We start from the raw sequence: 20,624 nt of genomic DNA on the forward strand, positions 1-20,624 counted from the left end.
GAAAATTGTATGACTACTCAACTAATATGCAAACTTGAAGATATTATACCTGAAGGCGGGGTTTGCGCTCTAATTGAAGGCAAACAAGTAGCTATTTTTCGCACTAAAGACGATCAGTTGTTTGCCCTTGATAATTATGACCCTTTTAGTAAGGCTAATGTATTATCTCGTGGCTTAATCGGAGGAACCTTCTTGGAGGACACAGCCGAAGATGGCTCTACGATAAAACGTGAGGTAATTTATATCGCTTCACCCATTTATAAACAGCGTTTTGATCTAGCCACTGGTCAATGTTTGGATGATGATGGCATTAAGCTCAATAGCCATACCATTATTTTAAAAGATAATGATGTGTTAATCTGTCTAAAAGATAGCTTAGCAGCATAAACTTACTTCAAATTATTATTGAACAATATAAGTCTTTAATTCCAATACCGTATCCCGTATCTTGGCCGCTTCTTCAAACTTAAGCTCACGTGACAGCTGTTTCATTTGTTTTTCTAAGCGGTTAATCTCTTTGGCGAGCAAATCTGGACTGCGTAAAATCTCAATATCCACATCTGGCAAGCCTGAGCTGGTAGGAATCGACTGATTGTCATTGATATCCTGCTCATCCTCACCAGTATCAATCTTGTCAGTAATACTACGTGTCGCTGATTTTGGTGTAATGCCGTGCTCTAGGTTAAAGGCAATCTGTTTTTCACGGCGGCGCTCGGTCTCTTCAATCGCTTTTTCCATACTTGGCGTTATCTTATCGGCATACAAGATTGCTTTACCATGTAAGTTACGTGCGGCACGACCTATGGTCTGAATTAACGAACGCTCAGAGCGCAAGAAGCCTTCTTTATCGGCATCAAATATCGCTACTAATGACACTTCAGGCATATCCAAGCCTTCTCGAAGCAGGTTAATCCCGACCAACACATCATGGACACCCGTACGCAGCTCATGGATAATCTGCATTCGCTCAACCGTATCAATATCTGAATGCAAATAAGCGACTTTGACATCATATTCTTTGAGATAATCGGTCAAGTCTTCTGCCATGCGCTTGGTCAAGGTAGTGATTAGCACCCGCTCGTTAACTTCACGCCGCTTTGTAATCTCAGATAACACATCGTCAACCTGAGTCAATACCGGACGTATCTCAATCTCAGGGTCAATCAAGCCGGTTGGACGCACCACTTGCTCCACCACTTGCTCGCTTTTTTCCAGCTCATATTGCGCTGGTGTGGCTGAAACAAAAATTGTGGCAGGCTTGATACGCTCCCACTCTTCAAACTTCATCGGGCGGTTGTCCATCGCACTCGGCAATCTAAAGCCATAGTTCACCAAGTTCTCTTTTCGTGATCGATCCCCTTTATACATAGCGCCAATTTGCGGGACGGTCACATGGGACTCATCAATAAAGAGCAACGCATCAGGTGGAATATAATCAAATAGAGTCGGTGGCGGCTCTCCTGCCTTACGGCCAGATAAGTGGAGCGAGTAGTTTTCAATACCATTACAGTAGCCGAGCTGCTGAATCATCTCCAAGTCATACTGTGTCCGCTCTTTGATACGCTGAGCTTCGATTAACTTATCGTTATCACGAAAATATTTAAGACGCTCTTCTAATTCAGCTCGAATGGTATTACTGGCCGCTTCTAGCTTTTCACGAGGGGTAACATAGTGTGATTTTGGATAAATCGTGATACGTGGCACACTACGTACCGTTTTGCCAGTTAGTGGATCAAACCAGCTGATTTTTTCCACCTCATCATCAAACATACTAATACGTACCGCTAGTTGTTCAGATTCAGCAGGATAGATATCTAATATTTCACCCCTTAAACGGTAGGTGCCTCGATCAAAGTCTAGCTCGTTACGGGTGTATTGAAGCGCTACTAGACGCTTAACTAGTGCTTTGCGATCTACAATATCACCAACCACCAAATGCAGCAGCATTTTTAAATAGCTTTCGGGGTCACCCAAACCATAAATCGACGACACAGAAGATATAATAATCGCATCACGGCGCTCAAGCAACGCACGGGTAGCTGACAGCCGCATTTGGTCAATATGGTCATTAATGGCACTGTCTTTTTCGATAAAAGTATCACTGGCAGCGACATAAGCTTCTGGCTGATAATAATCATAATAACTGACGAAATACTCTACCGCATTGTGCGGAAAGAAGGACTTAAATTCGCCATACAGCTGAGCCGCCAAGGTTTTATTATGCGCCATAATGATGGTTGGACGCTGACATTCGCTGATGACTTTGGCCATGGTATAAGTCTTACCAGAGCCAGTTACCCCAAGCAGCAACTGCGCATCCATCCCAGACTCAACGCCTTTTACTAGCTTTTCAATGGCTTGCGGCTGATCACCAGCTGGCTCGAAGTCGGTGACCATTTCAAAGGCACGGCTCGAGATTTGGGTACCCGAGACGTTAACACCGGTAATCTCTGCTTCATCTTGCAGCTGAGTGGCAAGTTGGTTTAATTGTCTTGATGATCTTGGTTCTGGCATGCGCATAGTTATTGTCTTTTCTTTATCTAAGTTTCGTTATTTAAATAAATTGAATAAGGTTTAATTTTTTATTATCTGGACTATCTTATGAAACTGGGTGCTTTTAAAACTAGTTGCCTTTTAAAGTTTGGGTGTTGGTTAGCTTATTTATGGGGGTAAATTTTAACTTTTAAAGCCACAGTTGCTGTTTGCCAGATGAGTTCCGTTCCCCAAATGAGCTAAAGCCAGCTATACAACTCTAGCTATAAAAAACGCAAGATAGCAGCCATAGACCAGCAACCATAAGCCATAAGCCATAAGCCATAAGCCATAAGCCACTAACTATAAGCCATAAAGATATAAACCACAAAGAACAGGCATAAAAAAGGCGACGGCCTCATGCGACCATCGCCATTTCATAGCAAATTCGGTTAGTTGATATATATAGCAAACAAGTGGTTAAAATGCGTCTTTAATCACCTGCTTTAACTGTGGCAACATTTGCTCAAACTGATCTTGCGTCTGCTGCATCTGATCCTCATCTGGTAATGACTTTTGCATAAAGTCTGCGGCCACCTTTGGATTTTTGTCCAAGATACTCTGCCCCATCGGCGTATCATAAAAAGCAATGAGCGCATCCACTTCTTGCTGAGTATAGTGCGCTTGCACTGATTCAATATAAGCCTGAGTTAACTCCTCCACACTGCCATGACTTTGCAAGCCTCCGACAATAATCTGAGCATACTGCGCCAAGATGCCTTTAAGTTGACCTTCGAGCACTTTTTTATCAACAGCTGGCTTGTCTGTGTCCTGATTTTGCCCTTGATTTTGCAAAACATCGGTTGCCGCCTGCTTACCCTCGATAACCGCCTCTATTCGCTTATCAATGCGCATCACCTGCATCAGCTTAATCACAGATGCTTCACTGGGAACCGCTGTATTTTGATTTACAACCGTATCCATCTTCGCACTACTGCTTAGGCTATTATTGGTCGTGTTAGCAACATTTGCGCTATTTGAAATAATCAGCTCAGCATGAGACGGTGTCACTGCCGTTAGCATAGCGGTAGCAGTTAACGCCAATAGCTTGGACTGCAACTTTTGGGTAACCCTAGCGGATACCCTAGAATGAAAACGTGCCATACAATCTCTACCTAAAAGTTAAAAACAGCCCTACTTTAATATCTGACGTAAATCCTGCATCAGCTTTGGCGTTAGCTTCTCACGAGCTTCAATAGCAGCAGTCATTGCCTCTGGCATCATTGCCATCATATACTCTTGCATAAACTCAGGCTGCTTATCGAGTATGCTTTGACCAATATCACTACTATAAAACTGAATCTGAGCATCTACTTCCGCTTGATTATAGTGCTTTTTTGCCACCACTAAAAAGTGCTGTTGCGCAATATCAATAATCTTGCTATTGGTCTCTGTCAACATCTGCTGCGTATACTTAGTCAGCACCTCTTCTATCTGCTGTTTTTGAGTCGCTGTCAGCTCATCGAGACCTTTATCTTTTAGCGCCATTTGCATGGCAGACTCCAGCATCTCACCTTGAGACCCTGCCATCGTCTGCATCATTTGTGCCATACGCATGATTTGCATCAGCTTCACCAGCGAGGCATCGCTAGGCACTTGCTGGCCGACACTGCCAAGGTGAGTCGTCTTACCAACCTTATATGTGGCACTATCAACCGTTAGCTCAGCCAGCGCTGGCGTGGTTGCCACCAGCATAGCCGCCAATGACAAACCACTTAGCTTGAATAATTTTTGCATCCAACATCCTTAATTAGAGTTTTGTTGTGTTATTAAACACGTTATTGGTATTAAATCGTTATTGTATTAAAGCGTTATTGTATTAAAGCGTTTAATCGCTTAAATCTGATCGCTTGGTTTAAAGCCATCTAAGCCACCTGGAAGCGCATCATCCAAATCACAACTTGGTCGATTTGACTGCTGCATACGCATCTCTTTACGAGCGGCAGCGGCATCAAAGCGGCACTGCTGCACATAATCTTTAATTTCAAGTGGTGGTACAGGCGTCGGCTTACCATTTTCATCGACCGCCACCATAGTAAAGTAACAGCTGTTGGTATGGCGCACCGTACGCTCTTGGATATTTTCCGCCTCAACACGGATACCCACTTCCATCGAAGTTCTACCCACATGGTTAATATTGGCCGCAAAGGTCACCAACTCACCCACATAAATAGGCTCTAAAAACATCACCTGATCCACCGACAAAGTCACCACATAGCTACCACTATAACGGCTGGCACAGGCATAAGCGACTTGGTCAAGCATCTTCAACAAATCCCCACCATGCACATTACCGATAAAGTTAGCCATATCTGGCGTCATCAATACCGACATATATAACTCATGCTTTAACGGGGCTTTCACCGCATTCGAACTTGGTAACGTATTTAACTGTGGCATACAAACCATCCTCTTATTTATTTAGCATTTTCATCTATTTATTAGTCATCAATCGTCTAACGCAAATCTAGTTTAACCCAATTTTTAAAAACTAAACAATAAAGCGCCCGACTCATCGGTTGCGCACTGTAACACAACCCCCTAATTTAAAACCAGTTGAAACCAGCGCCATCAACACAACAACAAACAATAAGCACAAAACACGCCAAAAGCACACACAAAAGACGCAAATACATAAAATTACTCACAAAAACCACTTTTTTCAGCTTTTTTTATCTTTTTTTCAAAAAAAGGCTTGACGCCTGCAAATTATTTGATAGAATACGCCCCACTTAGCAACAACAGCACACCCCAATGTGCTTTAGCCAAAATAAGCTAACTCGTTGTTAACACCTACTATTCCCTAATAGCTCAGTTGGTAGAGCATCGGACTGTTAATCCGTGTGTCCCTGGTTCGAGCCCAGGTTAGGGAGCCAAATTCTAGCATGAATAACATGCTAACATTGCAAAAGCAATACTCTTATGGCAAATGCCAAAGTCCTTATCGATATAGATAAGGACTTTTTTTTCTTGAAAAATAGTTAAAATACTGCTAATTTTACTAAATAATATATAGACCTCACTTTCGCATAACCACAAACTTATCCTTAAATTATCTTTTTCTTAGATTTTCTTCCTTTAAAATAATTAGACTATATCATGTGGCCACTTTTTGATTCTCCTGCTTTTGCACCATTTGTCGTCGCTGGCTTTGTACTCATTATATTGTTAATTGTAGAAGTTTTAGGATTTGTATTTGGAGGATTAAGCGGATTCTTAGATAATTTAGTCCCTGACTCACTTCTTGAAGCCGATGTAGATACTGATGTTGATCTGGATTTTGACGGTGATCTAAGTCTAGGGCTTAAAGCCTTAGATTGGTTGTATGTGGGTCGAATTCCTACCATGATATTGCTGATTTTGTTTATTGGTAGTTTTTGTATTAGTGGTATCTTATTACAACAACTGTCTTTATCTGTTTTAGGTAACTATCTCTCTCCTTGGCTAGCAAGCCTTGATGCTTTAGTAATTAGCATTCCCTTATTAAAGGTACTGGCCGCTCTTCTTTATCGCATTATTCCAAAAGATGAGACGACCGCGATAAGTGGTGATGCCTTAGTGGGGCAATCAGCGACCATTGTGATTGGTTATGCCAGTCCTAGTCAACCAGCACAAGCCAAAACTCAAGATGAACACGGACAAATTCATTATATTATGGTTGAACCTGATGCTGAACTTATGGGTCTAAGTCATAAATCACAAGCACATTCGCCATTTGAATTAGAATTAAATCAGCCATCCATTGATATGGATACTACTTCTGTCACTAACTCGAAAGCTGATTCTTTACCCTCCACTAAACCTCCAGCATCACTTACCTTAACCAGTGACGATAAGCTAATAATTACTAAAAAAGTGGGAGAGCGTTATTGGGTGAAAAAAGTATGACCTTAATTAATATGATCTTAATTAAAGAATTATTTCTGCCAAATTCTGGTTTTTCTGTTTTTAATCCGACTCTGTATTCAGCTTTTAAATTTAAGTTCCACCGTTTTATTTCCTTTAAATTACCCATTCTCCCCTCTCATTTACTTTCTCGTGAATTTCTAACCCTTATGTTTTCAGAATTTGTGCCATTGGCTTTATTCCATGATGCACGAAATATAACTCTAAAAGAAAATTCTTATAAAAAGGACATTTTATGTCAGGCTTAATCACCTACGCTATTATTGCGGGTGTCATCTTTGTTTTATTGCTACTTATTGGATTTATACTCACCCGTCTCTACACCCGCGCCAGTAAAGAAGTCTCTTTTGTGCGTACGGGTATGGGCGGTGAACGTGTCATCTTAAACGGCGGTGCATTTGTACTTCCTGTATTACATGAAGTCATCCCCGTTAATATGAATACCTTACGCCTTGAAGTGCGTCGTGCAAATGAAGAGGCACTCATTACCAAAGACCGTATGCGTGTCGATGTCAAAGCTGAATTTTATGTGCGAGTCAGCCCATTAAAAGAATCCATCGCCACTGCTGCCCAAACCTTGGGTATGAAAACCATGGCGCCAGATGAACTAAAAAACTTGGTGGAAGGTAAATTTGTCGATGCTCTGCGCGCAGTGGCCGCAGAGATGCAGATGGAAGAGCTGCATGAACAGCGTGTAGATTTTGTCCAACGAGTACAACGTGCTGTCTCAGAAGATTTATCTAAAAACGGCTTAGAGCTTGAAACCGTGTCTTTAACTGGGTTGGATCAGACCAACTTTGAGTATTTTAATCCACAAAATGCTTTTGATGCTGAAGGTATGACTCGGTTAACGAAAACCATTCAAGATAGATTAAAACTACGCAATGACATTGAGCAAGAAACTGATCTGGCTATTAAGACCAAAAATTTGGAAGCGGAACGTAGTCGCATTGATATTGTACGTGAAGAAGAATACGCCAAACTTGAGCAGCAACGTGAAATCTCGATTCGACGTGCTGAACAATCTTCTAATATTGCTTCAGAAGAAAGCATGAAACAACGAGAAGCTGAAGAAGCAAAAATTGCGGCGGAACGTGAAATTGATTTACAGCGTATTAATGCTGAGCGTGATATTAAGAGTCAAGATATTATTAAACAACAAGCGCTTGAGCAAGCCAATATTGAACGCCAAAAAGCCATAGAGTTGGCGGAACAAGAACGCCAGATTGCAGTTGCTGAAAAATCACGAGCTGAATCAGTTGCCAAAGCAGAAGCCGATAAAGCCAGAGCCTTGGCTGTGCAACAATCAGAAAACGTAGCTACCGTTCGGGAACGTGAGATTGCTGAGCGGGCTAAAGCAGTACAGCTGATTAAAGCCACTGAACAAGCTGAAAAAGAAGCCATCGATATCAAAGTGGCTGCTGAAGCTGACAAGATTGCAGCTAAAGACAGAGCTGAGGCAGTCCGTATTGAAGCTCAAGCTGCGGCGGACAAACAACGCTTAATCGCTCAGGGTGAAGCCGATGCCCAATTAGTGATTGCGAAAGCGAAGGCTGAACAGTACCGCGTAGAAGCAGAAGGTACTGAAGCCATCAATGAAGCAGCCAATGTGTTATCTCCAGACCAAATTGATATGCAGGTTCGTATTGCCTTACTTGAACGCTTACCCTCAATTATCGCCGAATCTGTGAAACCTATTGAAAATATCGATGGTATTAAAATTCTACAAGTCGGTGGAACTGGTGGCGGTATGTTAGGAAGTACTACTGGTGATAATAATCAAACCACTTCTGGTGGCGGATCTTTGGCTGATGAAGTGGTTAGCTCAGCCTTACGCTATCGTAGTCAAGCGCCTTTGATTGACCATTTATTAGGGGAGTTAGGTCTAGCAGGTGGCGGGGATATCAATGCCTTAACCCGTACTTTGGTAGATTCTCAGTTTCAACCAGCTGACGGCAGCCAAAACCCTCAAAAAGTAAACAAGTCGAGACAGTCACACCTTACGGACAGCAATTCGACTCATAATAACCCTAATAATGACGCTAAGTCTGCAAATCATAATGCTAAAAACCTCACTTCGCAATCTAATCCTGCAACCAGTAATTTACAATCTTTAGAACTGCCTGAAGGGGTTAACCAAAGAGTGAGTAAAGCCATAAATAAAGCGGATTCAAGCTCTACCAATTACAGTGATAAAGGCGGTAATAGTCAGCCAGGTAACCATACTAGTAATATAAAAATAGCGCCTAGTAAAGATTAAAATACTGGGTAATAAAAAATTATTACATATTTTTCAGGTTAGGGCTTGACACCTGCTCTAAGCTTGGCTAGAATACGCATCACTTAGTTAAGACCTTTTTGCAAAAAGAAATGTGTCAATAACTTATTCCCTAATAGCTCAGTTGGTAGAGCATCGGACTGTTAATCCGTGTGTCCCTGGTTCGAGCCCAGGTTAGGGAGCCAAATTTAGTAAGGCTTAAACCTCATAGCTTAACTATTAAAGCCTTGTAAAAAAGTCCTAATCAAGTGATTAGGACTTTTTTTATGCACTTAAATAAAAGTATATTCTTATCAGCGCTTCAGACTGTCATAGTCAGAACATTGAAGTACGAAGCAACTGAGTTATCAGTAGTCATTAATTTATAGAGCAGTTGTTAGAGGTTGTTCACCTTTATACAGCATATATTAATAATACAGCATATATTAATATCCCTGGCAGAGCTGACAGAGTTACGGTTCTGACAGAGTTAATACTGACTAACACAGCATATTACTTGGTGTTTACTTAAATTTCACTTATAATGAATTAATTTTACTTCACTGAATTGATGATATTATGGCTATAATACCTCCACACATACGCAACAAATATTCCAATCATCCGCAAAAAATTACCCGTCCCATCAGCATCAGACTTTCAGAAGAGATGATTAGTCTACTTGAAGAAACCGCTCATGAGCATGGATTTAGGCGCATCCAAGGTCTTATCCGCCTTTATATAAGACAAGGCTTAGATAGAGACCATGATGGCTATACCTTAGCTGATGATGAGCTATTCATCGAGCAATTACGCTCAAAAGGTGTGAGCAACGCAATTATCGAGCAAGCCATTATTGATACGCATAACAGCTATGCACCAAAAGGGTTACTTGAAGAACAAAACGAAACCTAATCGGGCAAGCCCCGCCCTAGCGCATTAAGTATCTATTCTAAAAGCAGCTATTCTAAGTTAGGGCTATATTTTTAATGTCTATTGTCCTAACATGTCTATTGTCCTAACTTAGCGCAATGGGTTAATGGGTTAATGGGTTATAGAATCATAAATATAAATTATAAAGCCAAAAATAAAGATTTTGACGAATTTATCTGTAAACGTTAAAAAAGTGTGCGAAATTTAAAAAAAGCACTTGCAATCAAAATCAAATCCTCTATAATACTGCACCTACGGAGTCGTGGCAGAGCGGTTGAATGCACCGGTCTTGAAAACCGGCAAGGGTTCATAGCCCTTCGTGAGTTCGAATCTCACCGACTCCGCCAGATACTTAAAAGTCAACTTACTATTTAAAGTTGGCTTTTTTTTGTCTTATCATTTCTAGCTATTTGCAATCCTTTTGCATATTAGAATGTTAATATACTGACCAATATCACTGGTAGCTTTGTATGACTTCAAACTAAATTCACATTTCTACTTGCATTTGGCTGACATTTGTATATAATATGCCACTTATTGGAGTCGTGGCAGAGCGGTTGAATGCACCGGTCTTGAAAACCGGCAAGGGTTCATAGCCCTTCGTGAGTTCGAATCTCACCGACTCCGCCAGATACTTAAAGGCCAGCTTATTTAAGCTGGCCTTTTTTTATGTTTTGTACTTGATATCTATTTGCCCACTCTTAGTCTAAACCCACTCTTGGTCTAAGATAGACGCTTAGAATAACTAAGCTTGCTATTTTATGCATCGAGATGACTAAAAAAATTTTCTGTCAGTTACGTAAATGATTACTATACAGCCCCTAATCTACATAATACAAATACAAGCACATATCCAATAAACGATTGGCATAGCCCCACTCATTGTCATACCATGCAAATACCTTAACTTGGCTGCCTACCTGCATCAGTTGCTCATCATCTATAATTAGTGATTCAGGTTGATGAATAAAATCACTAGACACCAATGGTTCATCACTGTAACCCATTATCCCATACAAGCGACTCTCAGGCGCACAGGCTGCTTTCAGAACTGCCCTTACCTCATCTAAGGTAACTTGCTTATCAAACACAAAGGTCACATCAATAGCAGCCACGTCTATGGTCGGCACCCGTATCGAATGACCATCAATTTTGCCCAGCATGTGAGGCAAGGTGCGCTCAGTAGCCGCAATACTGCTGGAAGTGGTGGGAATAAAATTATGACCCGAGGCTCGTGCTCGGCGTTTATCTCGGTGCGGTTGATCCAGCACGTTTTGATCAGCGGTAACGGCATGAATCTCTGTCATCATAACCGACTGAGTACCAAAGGCTTTATCGAGTACATAAATGAGCGGCACTAAGGCCTGGGTGGTACAAGAGACGCTCGAGATGATTGGCAACTGGCGGGTAAGCTCAGCGTCATTAACGCCCATCACAATACAGGCATCAACGCTATCAAACGGAGCCGCTCCAACGATAACCTGCTTGGCACCAGCGGTGAGATGACGGCTGGCATCTGCATATGAGCGAAAGTGACCTGTACACTCAAGCACCACATCTACTTGCAGCGCTTGCCAAGGCAGATTTTCAGGTTTTTCCTCTGCCAATAAGTCTATACAGTAAGTCTTATCATCTTTGGTCAGACACAGCTGTACAGCTTGTGGTAGTTGATCATTATGAGTATCGTTACTAGCCCTGCCCTCTATTCTACCCCCAACTTTAGGATAACAAATACTGGCTTGTACTCCCAACCGACTCAAGCGTCCATGAGTGCTATCATACTTTAATAAATGTAATAAGGTATCAACATCCGCCACATCATTTATAGCAACAATATGCACCAGTTTGCCCAGCACATCGAAGCGCTCGATAAGCGCACGCAATACATTACGCCCGATGCGTCCAAAGCCATTAATAGCCACACGCAACGGAGGTCTTGGGTGAAGCATATCTTGAACAGCATCTACGTGTAACAAAGACATAGTAACCACTTATAAAAAGAAAAATGATAAGCCAAACAACATCATATAGGGCATTTTATACAATATCCTAATCAATGAAGATAAGCGCCATACGGATGGTATTATAGTCTATTTGCTCCTTTAAATGCTCATAGATAGGCCGTAACTTTATCCGCTCTTTGGTGAATAAGTCTCTGCCTACCTCAGTCACATCAGCCTCATCTGTATTGCCAGTAAAATCATTGGGATCTGCAGCAGCAATAATCGCATCTACCGCCTCACTGACTAGCCTTATCACCTTGTCATCTGGACGCAAATGCTCACATTGAAAGCTAGGATTTTGGCGCTTAATACGTGACAAATGCCCCATAATCGTTGATTGTGCTAAGCCACGCTCTTCCGCTACCTCAGCAATAGTTAAGCTCTCTTCTAATAGTAGCTTGGTAGTCATTAAGGTACTATGAGAGTGATCTGTAAGCTGGTTGCCCAGCTTTTCTTTTTGTGCTTGTTTTTTAGCTTGTCTTTGTTGGCGTGTCTTTTGTTGAGACTCATACGCTTCAATTTGTTGTTTATCTAGTATTCCACCTGAGATTAATACAAACCTATCATGTGATTCTTTTAATACTTCAGGCTCAAGATTACCAAAGGTCTGCTCCGCTTCATGTGATAACTCTTTAAACCGAGAGTCCGCCCCACGTGCCAAAGGGTCTAAGCGCAAACTTAGATCATTCATACCTAGCAGCTTTAGCCCCTCTAGAGATTTTAATCGTGATAAAGCCACGTAACCTTGTCCCAACTCAAAAGTTTTGGATAAATCAATTTCTGCTGCATCTAAGGTCATGCCTTGAGATTTATGGATGGTGATTGCCCAAGCTAAAGTTAAGGGAACTTGAGTATAGCTGGCTAGCACTTCACCGTTTTCATCCTCAATCATCCACTCTTCTGGCTCAGCAATGACTTTTCTACCCGTATTTAGTTTGATCACTGGATATCTGTCCGAAGATACTGCCGAAGATGCTTCGCCTATCTCTTGTACATCTTGTGACTTAGTATCAGTATCCACATCACTTATCTCTGTTGCGGCTTGTATATAAGATGTATCCTCGTCATCTTTTGTGGCGCTGCTGTTGCCGTTCAGTGGCTTAATGGTAGTAAAGCCGACCAGCTCGCCCATGGTACCATTAGAGACACCAAGGTCTGTATTGTTTTTTATAAACATTACCTTAGCACCTACTCTTAACGTCAGCTCATCATTGGTACGCACTGATTTTTTTAAAGTTTCAACCAGTTTGTTGTCACCATGCGTTATGGCATGATAAACAACAGTTTCACCCGACAGTTTTGTCAATTCATTCTCATTAATTTTATTAACATTCACATTATGGGTGTATAGCCGAGTACGATTAACATCGACATCTTGATAATAAGTATTTTGTAGAGCATATATGGCTTCAGCTGTTACCCCCTGCTCACCACGGATTTGATTCAAAATCATATCCAAACTAATCTGAGCACCCTCATCTTCTGCTTGCTGTCTGTGCTGCTCACTTAAATAGCATACCTGAAAACTAGCTTCTAGCCACGCCTCCGACATAAAAGCAAACTTTTCTCTATTACTCTCACCACGACTGCCTACTGGGGGTAGCTGAAAAAAATCACCGGCGGCTACCAATTGTAAGCCACCAAACGGCTGATCATTTTGACGAATATGTTTGAGCACCTGATTGACTAAGTTAAGCTGTTTGGCGTGTAGCATAGAGATTTCATCTATGATTAATACAGCGGTTTCTCTTAGCCTATCTTTGAGCACCTTTTTTCGTGACAAATTGGCTAAATCACGCTCACTGAGCTCATCCTTAATACCTATTCCCGACCAGCTATGAATGGTAATACCGTTCATATGGGTAGCAGCTATACCAGTACTGGCAGTGGTGGCTACTGGGACACGTCTGGCTCTTAAATAGTGGATATATTGGTTTAAGGTATAGGTCTTACCAGATCCAGCAGATCCAGTCAAAAATACATTTTTACCTGTTTTCAGAATATCCAAAGCGGTTGATTGTTTCATGAGCAAGGTGTCTTATAAAAATCAAGGGTGACTGTTTAAAGAGCGAATATATAGTTGTAGTCAGATAAATGAGTTACAAGGCAACCGAGTGCAAGTGCTACTGAAGTAGGCTAAACGAGGTTAACGCTGTAACTCTTTTATATGGCTGTGACTATATTTAAAAGTTAAACTGATGAGCATAATATCAAGGCACTAGCTTATGCAAGGTCATAAAGCAATTTTTGCCTTCAGGATCTATACACCAGCGCATCAAGTTGTTTTCTGGCTGATAATCAACAAAGGCAAGTAGTGTCTCACCAGTTTGATCGATCTGTTGCCCTGAGCAGTCCATTTTATTGTTATCATATTGTGTGGTAATTGCAATGATCGGCAATCCCTGATTTTGGTGCTGATACATATAACGGCCATAAGTCCACTCCTCACCACTGGTGGTGACCATTATATTATCTGCACCAAAGCTATAACGCTCTTTACATTGTGCAACAGGTTTTGATGCAACAGGTTTTGGTGCGACAGGACTTGACCCCGCTTGCATCGGTATAATTTTCTGATTGGAATCAAAGCGATTAAGATCTGTGCCACTGCTTGCTTGAGTATTGCTTGTTTGAGCACTTTTATCTTGAATATATTTGTCTTGTACTTCTTGCTTATCCGCTCGCTCTTGCTCAGTTTTATTAACTTCTTGAATAGCCAATATTAACTGTTGCAAGTCTTTTTCTTTAGCAGTCTGTTGCTCTGAGCTCGCTGAAGTAATACCAAACTGTTGCTGCGCATCTGGCTGTGCAAAATCTGGTATGGCCTGCAAGTCCAATTCCCAAATACCTGCAATTTCAGGGCTGGTATGCGTACTAATAACTGCCTGTTCTACATTGCTATTATCTGCAGAAAACGAGGCCATAACTGAAGCCAAAGTGATTGGAATAAATGAAATAGGTTCCATATTTTAGCAATATCCTTGTTGGTGTTTATAGAGGCTGTATAAATAAGCAGATTAAGCAATTTTGATGCACTTAACAAGAGGATAAACGTTACGTTTAGTTTTTATGCGTCAGTTAATGTCGTAACGGCTTGAGGTATTAATGATTATCATCAATCAAAACCCAACTGCACCTCCAATCTTTATTTTTAATCTTAGATTAAAAAATTAAATCTTAGCTTAGATTAAAAAATTAAGTGTTAGTAAAATAGCCAAGCAGTTGCAACCAACTGCTTGGCTATTGCTTAGGCTATTTTTAACCTGATGCTTAGGCTATTTTTAACCTGACATCCAGTCTGTATCATTTTTTAGGTAGGTTTCGGCTTTTTAAACCACCAAAGTAGCTCTCTATGGTATCTTAAACAGTAACCGGTACTTTTGGCACTTTTGCAATCAAGGCATCAAACACTTCTGGTTCAATAAAGCGCACTTCACCATGTGCCATCATAATCTCGACTGACTGTAACTGCTTAACTCTAGTTAGCAAGGCTTTATAAACTTGAGGTAAGTAAATAGGAACACGCAACGAACTTGTGACGCAATTTAATAATCAAATCCTCAGTATAAATGCGTCCTGTTTGTGGATGATATAAAGACAAGTCACGATTTGTATGCCCTGTGCGGTCACCAACACCTGCCAATCATCAAAAAAAGGCAAGCTCTTGCCATCGACCACTTTAATATCTGGCGTCAAATGTGCTGGATACCATAAGCGCTTGGTCGGACGACCTAACCGCCGAGCCACCCAATACGCCAAGCTGGTATCGATCAGATGCATCACTCGCCCGCCAACCCCAGCATACCATTGCTGGCTATTGTCAATTGCGACAATCTGGCAGCCAGTGGCCTGTTTGAATAATTTATAAAAAGACGATTTTTGCTAATAATATTAAGGTCAATATCCAAACTGCTGAACTGACTTGCTGAAACTTTCCAGTCAGCATCTTCACCGCAGTGTAGGTAATAAATCCTAGCGAAATACCATCGGCAATCGAATAAGTCAGTGGGGTCATTAACAGTACCACAGCAACTGGCGCCGCTTCTGTAAGATCTTCCCAGTCAATATCCTTTAGGGTATATAGCATTAATACCGACACATAAAAGATAGCACCTGCGGTGGCATAAGCAGGTATCATACCCGCTAGTGGCGCAAAAAACATACTGAGTAAAAATAGAACGCCAACAGTCACTGCCATTAATCCAGTTCGTCCACCAGCAGCGACCCCTGCGGTACTTTCAACAAAGCTTGTGGTCGATGAGGTACCCAATAGTGAGCCGGCAACTGTTGCTGTTGAGTCTGCCAATAAGGCTTTATCTAAATTTGGAATATTGCCGTCTTTATCAACCAAGCCACCCTTGCTTGTCACTCCGATTAAGGTGCCTGAAGTGTCAAATAAGTCCACGAATAAAAAAGCAAAGATAACGCTAATCATGGCCACATCAAAAGCACCCACAATATCTAATTGCAATAAAGTTGGTGCCACAGAAGGTGGTATAGATAACACACCAGCAAAAGGCACTTCACCGATAACAACACCAATCAGAGTCACTCCTAAGATACCTATCGTTACTGCTCCTGGTATATTACGATATACCAAACCTATGATTAAAAAGAAACCCAGCGCAGCCATCATCGGAGAAAACTGAGTCAAATCGCCAAGGCTAACAAAGGTTGCTTCATTAGCAATAATTACTCCAGAGCTTTTTAATGCAATAAATGCCAAAAAAGCACCAATACCAGCAACAATACCTTGTTTTAAGCTATTAGGAATGGCATTAATAACCCACTCACGGATTTTAAACAAACTTAATAGAATAAAAATACAGCCAGATAAAAACACCGCACCCAGTGCCGTTTGCCAGCTATAACCCATCCCTAATACCACGCCATAGGTAAAAAAGGCATTCAACCCCATACCTGGCGCTAAAGCAACTGGAAGGCGAGCATATATTCCCATAATAAAACAGCCTATCGCTGCTGCCAAACAGGTAGCGACAAATACTGCCCCCCTATCCATCCCAGCATCTGCCAAAATATTCGGGTTAACAAATATAATATAAGCCATTGTTAAAAAGGTAGTAATACCCGCTAAGACTTCTGTTTTTATTGTGGTGTTTTGTCCATCAATACCAAAGTAGCGCTCAATTGCATTCATAAGGATTAGCCTAATGTTTTCGATTAAAACCAAGAGTATTGGGTGATAAGATCAAGAAGTAACAAGCTAAAAGCTAACAGCTATTGATAAAATAGCCGCTAAAAAAATTAAATTATAAAGTATTTGTAGCAAAATCAGTAGACCTGTCAACATCTGACCAGTTTTGTAGTAGTTGCCCTTGATGGCCTCTGTCATTAACAACACTTTAAGCAGAAGTTTTTAAAGATTGCTATGCTTATACCCATGTTGTAGATTAAAATAGCGCATTATAACTTATAAACAGTATCACCTCTTAGTGTCCTTTCTTTATTGTTTTTTTGGTAACAAGTGAGTCTTTCATGTCTGAGTCTATTAACCTTATCTCCTTAATAACCGAAGCCAGCCTACTGGTACAACTGGTAATGGGGATTTTATTATTAGCATCTATTATCTGCTGGGTATTGATTTTTCGGTTAAGCGCCAGACTGGGTACCGCAAAAAAATTAGATCAGCACTTTGAAAACTGGTTTTGGTCTGGTGAAGACTTGGCAAAGCTGTACCAAGGTATCCAAAACTCACCAGATCGGCATGGCTTGGCCAACATCTTTTATATTGGCTTTTCTGAGTTTTTGCGCATGAACAAAAAGCGCCAACCCAAAGAGCAGATTATCGATGGTGTTGAGCGCAAACTTCGTGTAGGACTTGGCAGACAGCAGCAAGCACTTGAGTCTGGTCTGGCGGTGTTGGCCAGTATCGGCTCAGTATCACCTTATATTGGCCTATTTGGCACTGTTTGGGGTATTATGAATGCCTTTTTGGGCTTGTCGATGACAGATCAGGTTAGCTTATCGGCTGTCGCCCCAGGTATCGCTGAAGCCTTGATTGCCACTGCCATGGGGTTATTTGCTGCCATTCCTGCGGTACTGGCTTACAATCACTTTACCGCCAAAGCCGCCGCCCTTTATGACAGTCGCGCTTTGTTTTGTGACGAGATGACAGGTATCCTACAACGAGAAACCTATGAGTCAGCGTCAATACCAACCGCAGAAACCGCTATCCAAGCAGCGCAAAACCTTCAGTCACCTTTGGTATAGTAAAAAAGGAGCAACAACATGAAATCTAGCCCTTTTTCACGCCACAAACAACAGCTTAACGCCACTATGAATGTCGTACCCTATATTGATGTGATGTTGGTACTACTGGTTATCTTTATGGTAACCGCTCCGATGCTAACCACAGGGGTCGATGTCGATCTCCCCAAAGCGCATACTGAAAACATTGGTACAGGGTCACAGCTTCCGGTAATCGTATCCTTGATGAGCAACGGTGAGCTTTTTATCAGCTATGAAAATAATATTGATACACCCATATCTGAAGCTGAGTTAATTGATACTCTGATACGTTTACAAAGCCAAGCGACATCAGACGATGCTGTTAAGGTAATGATTAATGCCGATCAAAACAATCAATACGGTATGATCATGCAGCTCATGGCCAATCTACAACAAGCTGGCGTAGAAAAAGTAGGGCTACTCACAGGACAGCCATTAGATGCAGGTTATTAACTTACCAACTTGGAGGCCATATTCTTGCTAAACCGCACACCTAAGATTTACACACCTGTTAAGCCAGAAGATAATGGTATCACTCTGCCTGTTATATTAAGCCTGATGGTGCATGGCGCTATCATAGCTTTTATAGTGCTCTCACACCACATTCCTAGCATCAAAACAGCGACACCGATAGAGACTAGCATTGTTACTCCGCAAGAGCTTGCTCAAATGCAAGCTGATATTGTCGCTAACCGTGCTGCGATGACTGCTGCCTCTACCTCTCAGCAGGCCGCCCTCACATCACCGACATCCTCTATGGACAGCCAGCCCGTACTCACCCCTACAATAAGTGAACCCAGATATATTGGCTCAGAATCTACATTTGCTAAAAGAATGTCTTCTTTATTTGGAAGACAAGCTGACGAAGTTACAACAGAGACTAATCCATTTGAAGAAGATCTAATTGATGAGTCTTTTACCAATAGTCCATTGATGAAAAACTCAGCTGACATAGAAGGTGAAGTAACAGCACTAACAGGCGATACCACACAAGATCCAGTTCAAGGCGCTAATCCTGTACATAACAATGGCAGAGTTACAGATAGCTTTGTGGCGGATGGACAAACAACAAACACAAAGTTAAGTAATGAAAAAATAACGAACCATAAAAGTGAGCAACAGATTGCCTCTGAGCTATCTGATATTATTAATCCATTATGGCAGGCTAAAGAAGATAACATTGGTGAAGAGGTAATCGCTACCATTAGCTTTGATATGCATGGCGTGGTCACCAAAGTAACCACCAACCGTGATGATGAGTTAGCCTTATCTTTAAAACAGGCCATTTACCAAGCCGGTCAGTTACCTCCAGTCGTTGGCACTGGAAAAACAAAAGTGATTATTGTCTTTACTGTATCCAAAAAATAAGTCATTAAATTTTTTATTTAAACAAATCAACCTGATTATCGGATTAACATTATGATTATTAAGTTTAAAGCCAAAACATCAAGTTTAGTAACTGTATCGGCTGTATCCACCTGCCTTATAGCACTATGTGCACTGTCGCATCCTAGTTTTGCCAATGCTCAAGATGAGGATGCTATGCACTTAACGATCGATAAAAAGGTTGAAGTAACAGCCAAGCAGGTCGCCTTTGTACCTTTTGCAGGTAGCCGTGCTCTCTCAACTATTATTGAAAATGACTTACAAGCGTCACCATTAAAAATTACCAGCCAAGGATTAATTGGTCAGCCGCACTCCTCAGATGATCTAAAAGTGACCTTACCAGCATGGCAACAGCTTGATATCCCTTATCTAGTCGTTGGTAATAGCACTAGTCTCAGCGGCAATACCCAAATAGACTTTGAAGTGATTGAAGTGGCTCAAGGCAGAATTATCAAAGGCAAACAAAGTGTTAATGACTCAGATCCAAAAGTTGCTGCTCGCAAAGCCTCAAGCCGTATCTATGAACTTATCACTGGTAAAAAGATAGATTTAAATGCATCCTTATTGTATATCGAAGAAAAAGGTAGTGGCGCTAATAAAACATCTACCCTTATCCTACGAAACACTGATGGTAGCAATCCAACGCCTTTAATTTCTGTCACAGATGCCAGTATTTATGCACCAACTGCTTCACCTGATGGGCGCTATATTGCCTACTCAGTACAACAAAAAAACAATAACGCCTATCTATATATATACGACAGACAAACCAAGCAAATCAACCCGCTAGTCAACTTAAAGGGCAGTAACTTAAACCCAAGCTTTTCACCTGATGGCAGCATGATTTTGTTCTCTAGCTCTGCCAGTGGCAATCATGACATCTATCGTGTCAGCAGTCGTGGTGGACAGGCTGAGCGTATTATACCCTTGCCATATGACCAAGTTAGCCCCAAATACTTGCCAAATGGCAGCTTTGTATTTGTCTCTGATCACATCGGAAATCGCCCTAGCATCTACCGCTACAACTTCTCAGGTGCGCCGACCCGAATTTCTCGAGGTGGCTATGCTACCAACCCAGACGTTAGCCCAGATGGCACTAAAATTGCCTTCTTAAATGGCAGTAATGCCGCTATTATGGATATGTCGGGCAATATTATTGCCAACTATGGCAATACTGGATTAGACCAAGCACCAAGCTTTTCACCCTTTGGTGAGCGTGTCGTATATTCACAAGGAGCAAAAAACAGTCGCTTAATAATACGCTATCTTGATGGTGGTCAACCCCTGACCTTATCTAGCAATGGCGTGGTCAAATCTCCAACTTGGGTACCTAGTGGTAATTAAATCATACTCCAAAC

17 protein-coding genes, 4 tRNA genes and 1 pseudogene are annotated in these 20,624 nt (G+C 41.5%); 12 read left to right on the top strand and 10 right to left on the bottom strand.

What is annotated here, in order from left to right:
* The first annotated feature begins 9 nt into the window (after nucleotides 1-9).
* On the top strand, nucleotides 10-387 hold the full coding sequence (gene nirD, locus H140_RS0109200) for a nitrite reductase small subunit NirD (protein ID WP_019673369.1): 378 nt from the start codon (nucleotides 10-12) through the stop codon (nucleotides 385-387).
* A gap of 15 nt (nucleotides 388-402) precedes the next feature.
* On the opposite strand, the gene uvrB is transcribed toward nirD, so the two are convergent.
* The 4 genes from uvrB to H140_RS0109220 form a co-directional block, all read right to left on the bottom strand.
* Nucleotides 403-2,520 (bottom strand): excinuclease ABC subunit UvrB, encoded by a 2,118-nt coding sequence (gene uvrB / locus H140_RS0109205; RefSeq protein ID WP_019673370.1) that lies wholly within the window; start codon nucleotides 2,518-2,520, stop codon nucleotides 403-405.
* Between the two features lie 432 nt (nucleotides 2,521-2,952).
* Entirely contained in the window at nucleotides 2,953-3,636 is a 684-nt protein-coding gene (locus tag H140_RS0109210) for a DUF2059 domain-containing protein (RefSeq protein WP_019673371.1), read from the bottom strand.
* Between the two features lie 30 nt (nucleotides 3,637-3,666).
* Nucleotides 3,667-4,269, bottom strand: coding sequence for a DUF2059 domain-containing protein (locus H140_RS0109215; protein WP_019673372.1), 603 nt, complete (start codon nucleotides 4,267-4,269; stop codon nucleotides 3,667-3,669).
* 99 nt (nucleotides 4,270-4,368) lie between these two features.
* Complete coding sequence (locus tag H140_RS0109220) at nucleotides 4,369-4,932, bottom strand: acyl-CoA thioesterase (protein ID WP_019673373.1); 564 nt, start codon at nucleotides 4,930-4,932, stop codon at nucleotides 4,369-4,371.
* A gap of 400 nt (nucleotides 4,933-5,332) precedes the next feature.
* Here H140_RS0109220 and H140_RS0109225 point away from each other — a divergent pair.
* The 7 genes and pseudogenes from H140_RS0109225 to H140_RS0109260 all read left to right on the top strand — a co-directional run bounded on the left by H140_RS0109225 (nucleotide 5,333) and on the right by H140_RS0109260 (nucleotide 10,258).
* A tRNA-Asn gene (locus H140_RS0109225) sits at nucleotides 5,333-5,408 on the top strand.
* A 223-nt stretch (nucleotides 5,409-5,631) separates the two neighbouring features.
* Nucleotides 5,632-6,420: an OB-fold-containig protein gene (locus H140_RS14355; protein ID WP_019673374.1), complete on the top strand. Its 789-nt coding sequence runs from the start codon at nucleotides 5,632-5,634 to the stop codon at nucleotides 6,418-6,420.
* 253 nt (nucleotides 6,421-6,673) lie between these two features.
* Nucleotides 6,674-8,365 (top strand): annotated as a pseudogene (locus H140_RS0109240) (flotillin); the annotation flags it as partial.
* Nucleotides 8,366-8,825: 460 nt separating this feature from the next.
* Nucleotides 8,826-8,901: transfer RNA gene (locus tag H140_RS0109245), tRNA-Asn, on the top strand.
* Between the two features lie 379 nt (nucleotides 8,902-9,280).
* Nucleotides 9,281-9,610: a hypothetical protein gene (locus H140_RS14360; protein WP_051086887.1), complete on the top strand. Its 330-nt coding sequence runs from the start codon at nucleotides 9,281-9,283 to the stop codon at nucleotides 9,608-9,610.
* A gap of 274 nt (nucleotides 9,611-9,884) precedes the next feature.
* A tRNA-Ser gene (locus tag H140_RS0109255) sits at nucleotides 9,885-9,975 on the top strand.
* A gap of 192 nt (nucleotides 9,976-10,167) precedes the next feature.
* Nucleotides 10,168-10,258 (top strand) — tRNA-Ser (locus H140_RS0109260).
* Between the two features lie 191 nt (nucleotides 10,259-10,449).
* Here H140_RS0109260 and H140_RS0109265 read toward each other — a convergent pair.
* The 6 genes from H140_RS0109265 to H140_RS0109290 form a co-directional block, all read right to left on the bottom strand.
* A complete protein-coding gene (locus H140_RS0109265) occupies nucleotides 10,450-11,610 on the bottom strand; it encodes a type I glyceraldehyde-3-phosphate dehydrogenase (RefSeq protein ID WP_019673378.1) in 1,161 nt (386 codons plus the stop codon).
* 67 nt (nucleotides 11,611-11,677) lie between these two features.
* Nucleotides 11,678-13,657, bottom strand: coding sequence for an AAA family ATPase (locus tag H140_RS0109270; RefSeq protein ID WP_019673379.1), 1,980 nt, complete (start codon nucleotides 13,655-13,657; stop codon nucleotides 11,678-11,680).
* A 184-nt stretch (nucleotides 13,658-13,841) separates the two neighbouring features.
* Nucleotides 13,842-14,597 carry a hypothetical protein gene (locus tag H140_RS0109275; protein WP_019673380.1) on the bottom strand — a complete coding sequence of 252 codons (756 nt, stop codon included), beginning with the start codon at nucleotides 14,595-14,597 and terminating at the stop codon, nucleotides 13,842-13,844.
* Nucleotides 14,598-14,991: 394 nt separating this feature from the next.
* Nucleotides 14,992-15,120 carry a hypothetical protein gene (locus H140_RS16395; RefSeq protein ID WP_265088603.1) on the bottom strand — a complete coding sequence of 43 codons (129 nt, stop codon included), beginning with the start codon at nucleotides 15,118-15,120 and terminating at the stop codon, nucleotides 14,992-14,994.
* 63 nt (nucleotides 15,121-15,183) lie between these two features.
* Entirely contained in the window at nucleotides 15,184-15,414 is a 231-nt protein-coding gene (locus H140_RS15200; RefSeq protein ID WP_156819141.1) for a hypothetical protein, read from the bottom strand.
* A 79-nt stretch (nucleotides 15,415-15,493) separates the two neighbouring features.
* A complete protein-coding gene (locus H140_RS0109290) occupies nucleotides 15,494-16,789 on the bottom strand; it encodes an NCS2 family permease (protein ID WP_019673382.1) in 1,296 nt (431 codons plus the stop codon).
* A 338-nt stretch (nucleotides 16,790-17,127) separates the two neighbouring features.
* Between H140_RS0109290 and tolQ the strand changes: the two genes are divergently transcribed.
* Genes tolQ through H140_RS0109315 form a run of 4 tightly spaced genes read left to right on the top strand, consistent with a single transcriptional unit; the run spans nucleotide 17,128 to nucleotide 20,610 of the window.
* Nucleotides 17,128-17,862, top strand: coding sequence for a protein TolQ (tolQ, locus tag H140_RS0109300; protein ID WP_019673384.1), 735 nt, complete (start codon nucleotides 17,128-17,130; stop codon nucleotides 17,860-17,862).
* A gap of 18 nt (nucleotides 17,863-17,880) precedes the next feature.
* Nucleotides 17,881-18,333 (top strand): protein TolR, encoded by a 453-nt coding sequence (gene tolR, locus H140_RS0109305; protein ID WP_019673385.1) that lies wholly within the window; start codon nucleotides 17,881-17,883, stop codon nucleotides 18,331-18,333.
* A 24-nt stretch (nucleotides 18,334-18,357) separates the two neighbouring features.
* A complete protein-coding gene (locus H140_RS0109310; RefSeq protein ID WP_019673386.1) occupies nucleotides 18,358-19,248 on the top strand; it encodes a hypothetical protein in 891 nt (296 codons plus the stop codon).
* Nucleotides 19,249-19,299: 51 nt separating this feature from the next.
* On the top strand, nucleotides 19,300-20,610 hold the full coding sequence (locus H140_RS0109315; protein WP_019673387.1) for a PD40 domain-containing protein: 1,311 nt from the start codon (nucleotides 19,300-19,302) through the stop codon (nucleotides 20,608-20,610).
* Nucleotides 20,611-20,624: the final 14 nt, after the last annotated feature.

Source organism: Psychrobacter lutiphocae DSM 21542 (assembly GCF_000382145.1).
GTDB classification, from domain to species: Bacteria; Pseudomonadota; Gammaproteobacteria; order Pseudomonadales; family Moraxellaceae; genus Psychrobacter; species Psychrobacter lutiphocae.

Coding starts and splice junctions, on each gene's coding strand:
- H140_RS0109265 (WP_019673378.1), bottom strand. CDS start 11,610: ATGTCTTTGTTACACGTAGATGCTGTTCAAGATATGCTTCACCCAAGA.
- H140_RS0109315 (WP_019673387.1), top strand. CDS start 19,300: ATGATTATTAAGTTTAAAGCCAAAACATCAAGTTTAGTAACTGTATCG.
- H140_RS0109275 (WP_019673380.1), bottom strand. CDS start 14,597: ATGGAACCTATTTCATTTATTCCAATCACTTTGGCTTCAGTTATGGCC.
- tolQ (WP_019673384.1), top strand. CDS start 17,128: ATGTCTGAGTCTATTAACCTTATCTCCTTAATAACCGAAGCCAGCCTA.
- H140_RS14355 (WP_019673374.1), top strand. CDS start 5,632: ATGTGGCCACTTTTTGATTCTCCTGCTTTTGCACCATTTGTCGTCGCT.
- H140_RS0109290 (WP_019673382.1), bottom strand. CDS start 16,789: ATGAATGCAATTGAGCGCTACTTTGGTATTGATGGACAAAACACCACA.
- tolR (WP_019673385.1), top strand. CDS start 17,881: ATGAAATCTAGCCCTTTTTCACGCCACAAACAACAGCTTAACGCCACT.
- H140_RS0109220 (WP_019673373.1), bottom strand. CDS start 4,932: ATGCCACAGTTAAATACGTTACCAAGTTCGAATGCGGTGAAAGCCCCG.
- H140_RS0109210 (WP_019673371.1), bottom strand. CDS start 3,636: ATGGCACGTTTTCATTCTAGGGTATCCGCTAGGGTTACCCAAAAGTTG.
- H140_RS0109270 (WP_019673379.1), bottom strand. CDS start 13,657: ATGAAACAATCAACCGCTTTGGATATTCTGAAAACAGGTAAAAATGTA.
- uvrB (WP_019673370.1), bottom strand. CDS start 2,520: ATGCGCATGCCAGAACCAAGATCATCAAGACAATTAAACCAACTTGCC.
- H140_RS0109215 (WP_019673372.1), bottom strand. CDS start 4,269: ATGCAAAAATTATTCAAGCTAAGTGGTTTGTCATTGGCGGCTATGCTG.
- nirD (WP_019673369.1), top strand. CDS start 10: ATGACTACTCAACTAATATGCAAACTTGAAGATATTATACCTGAAGGC.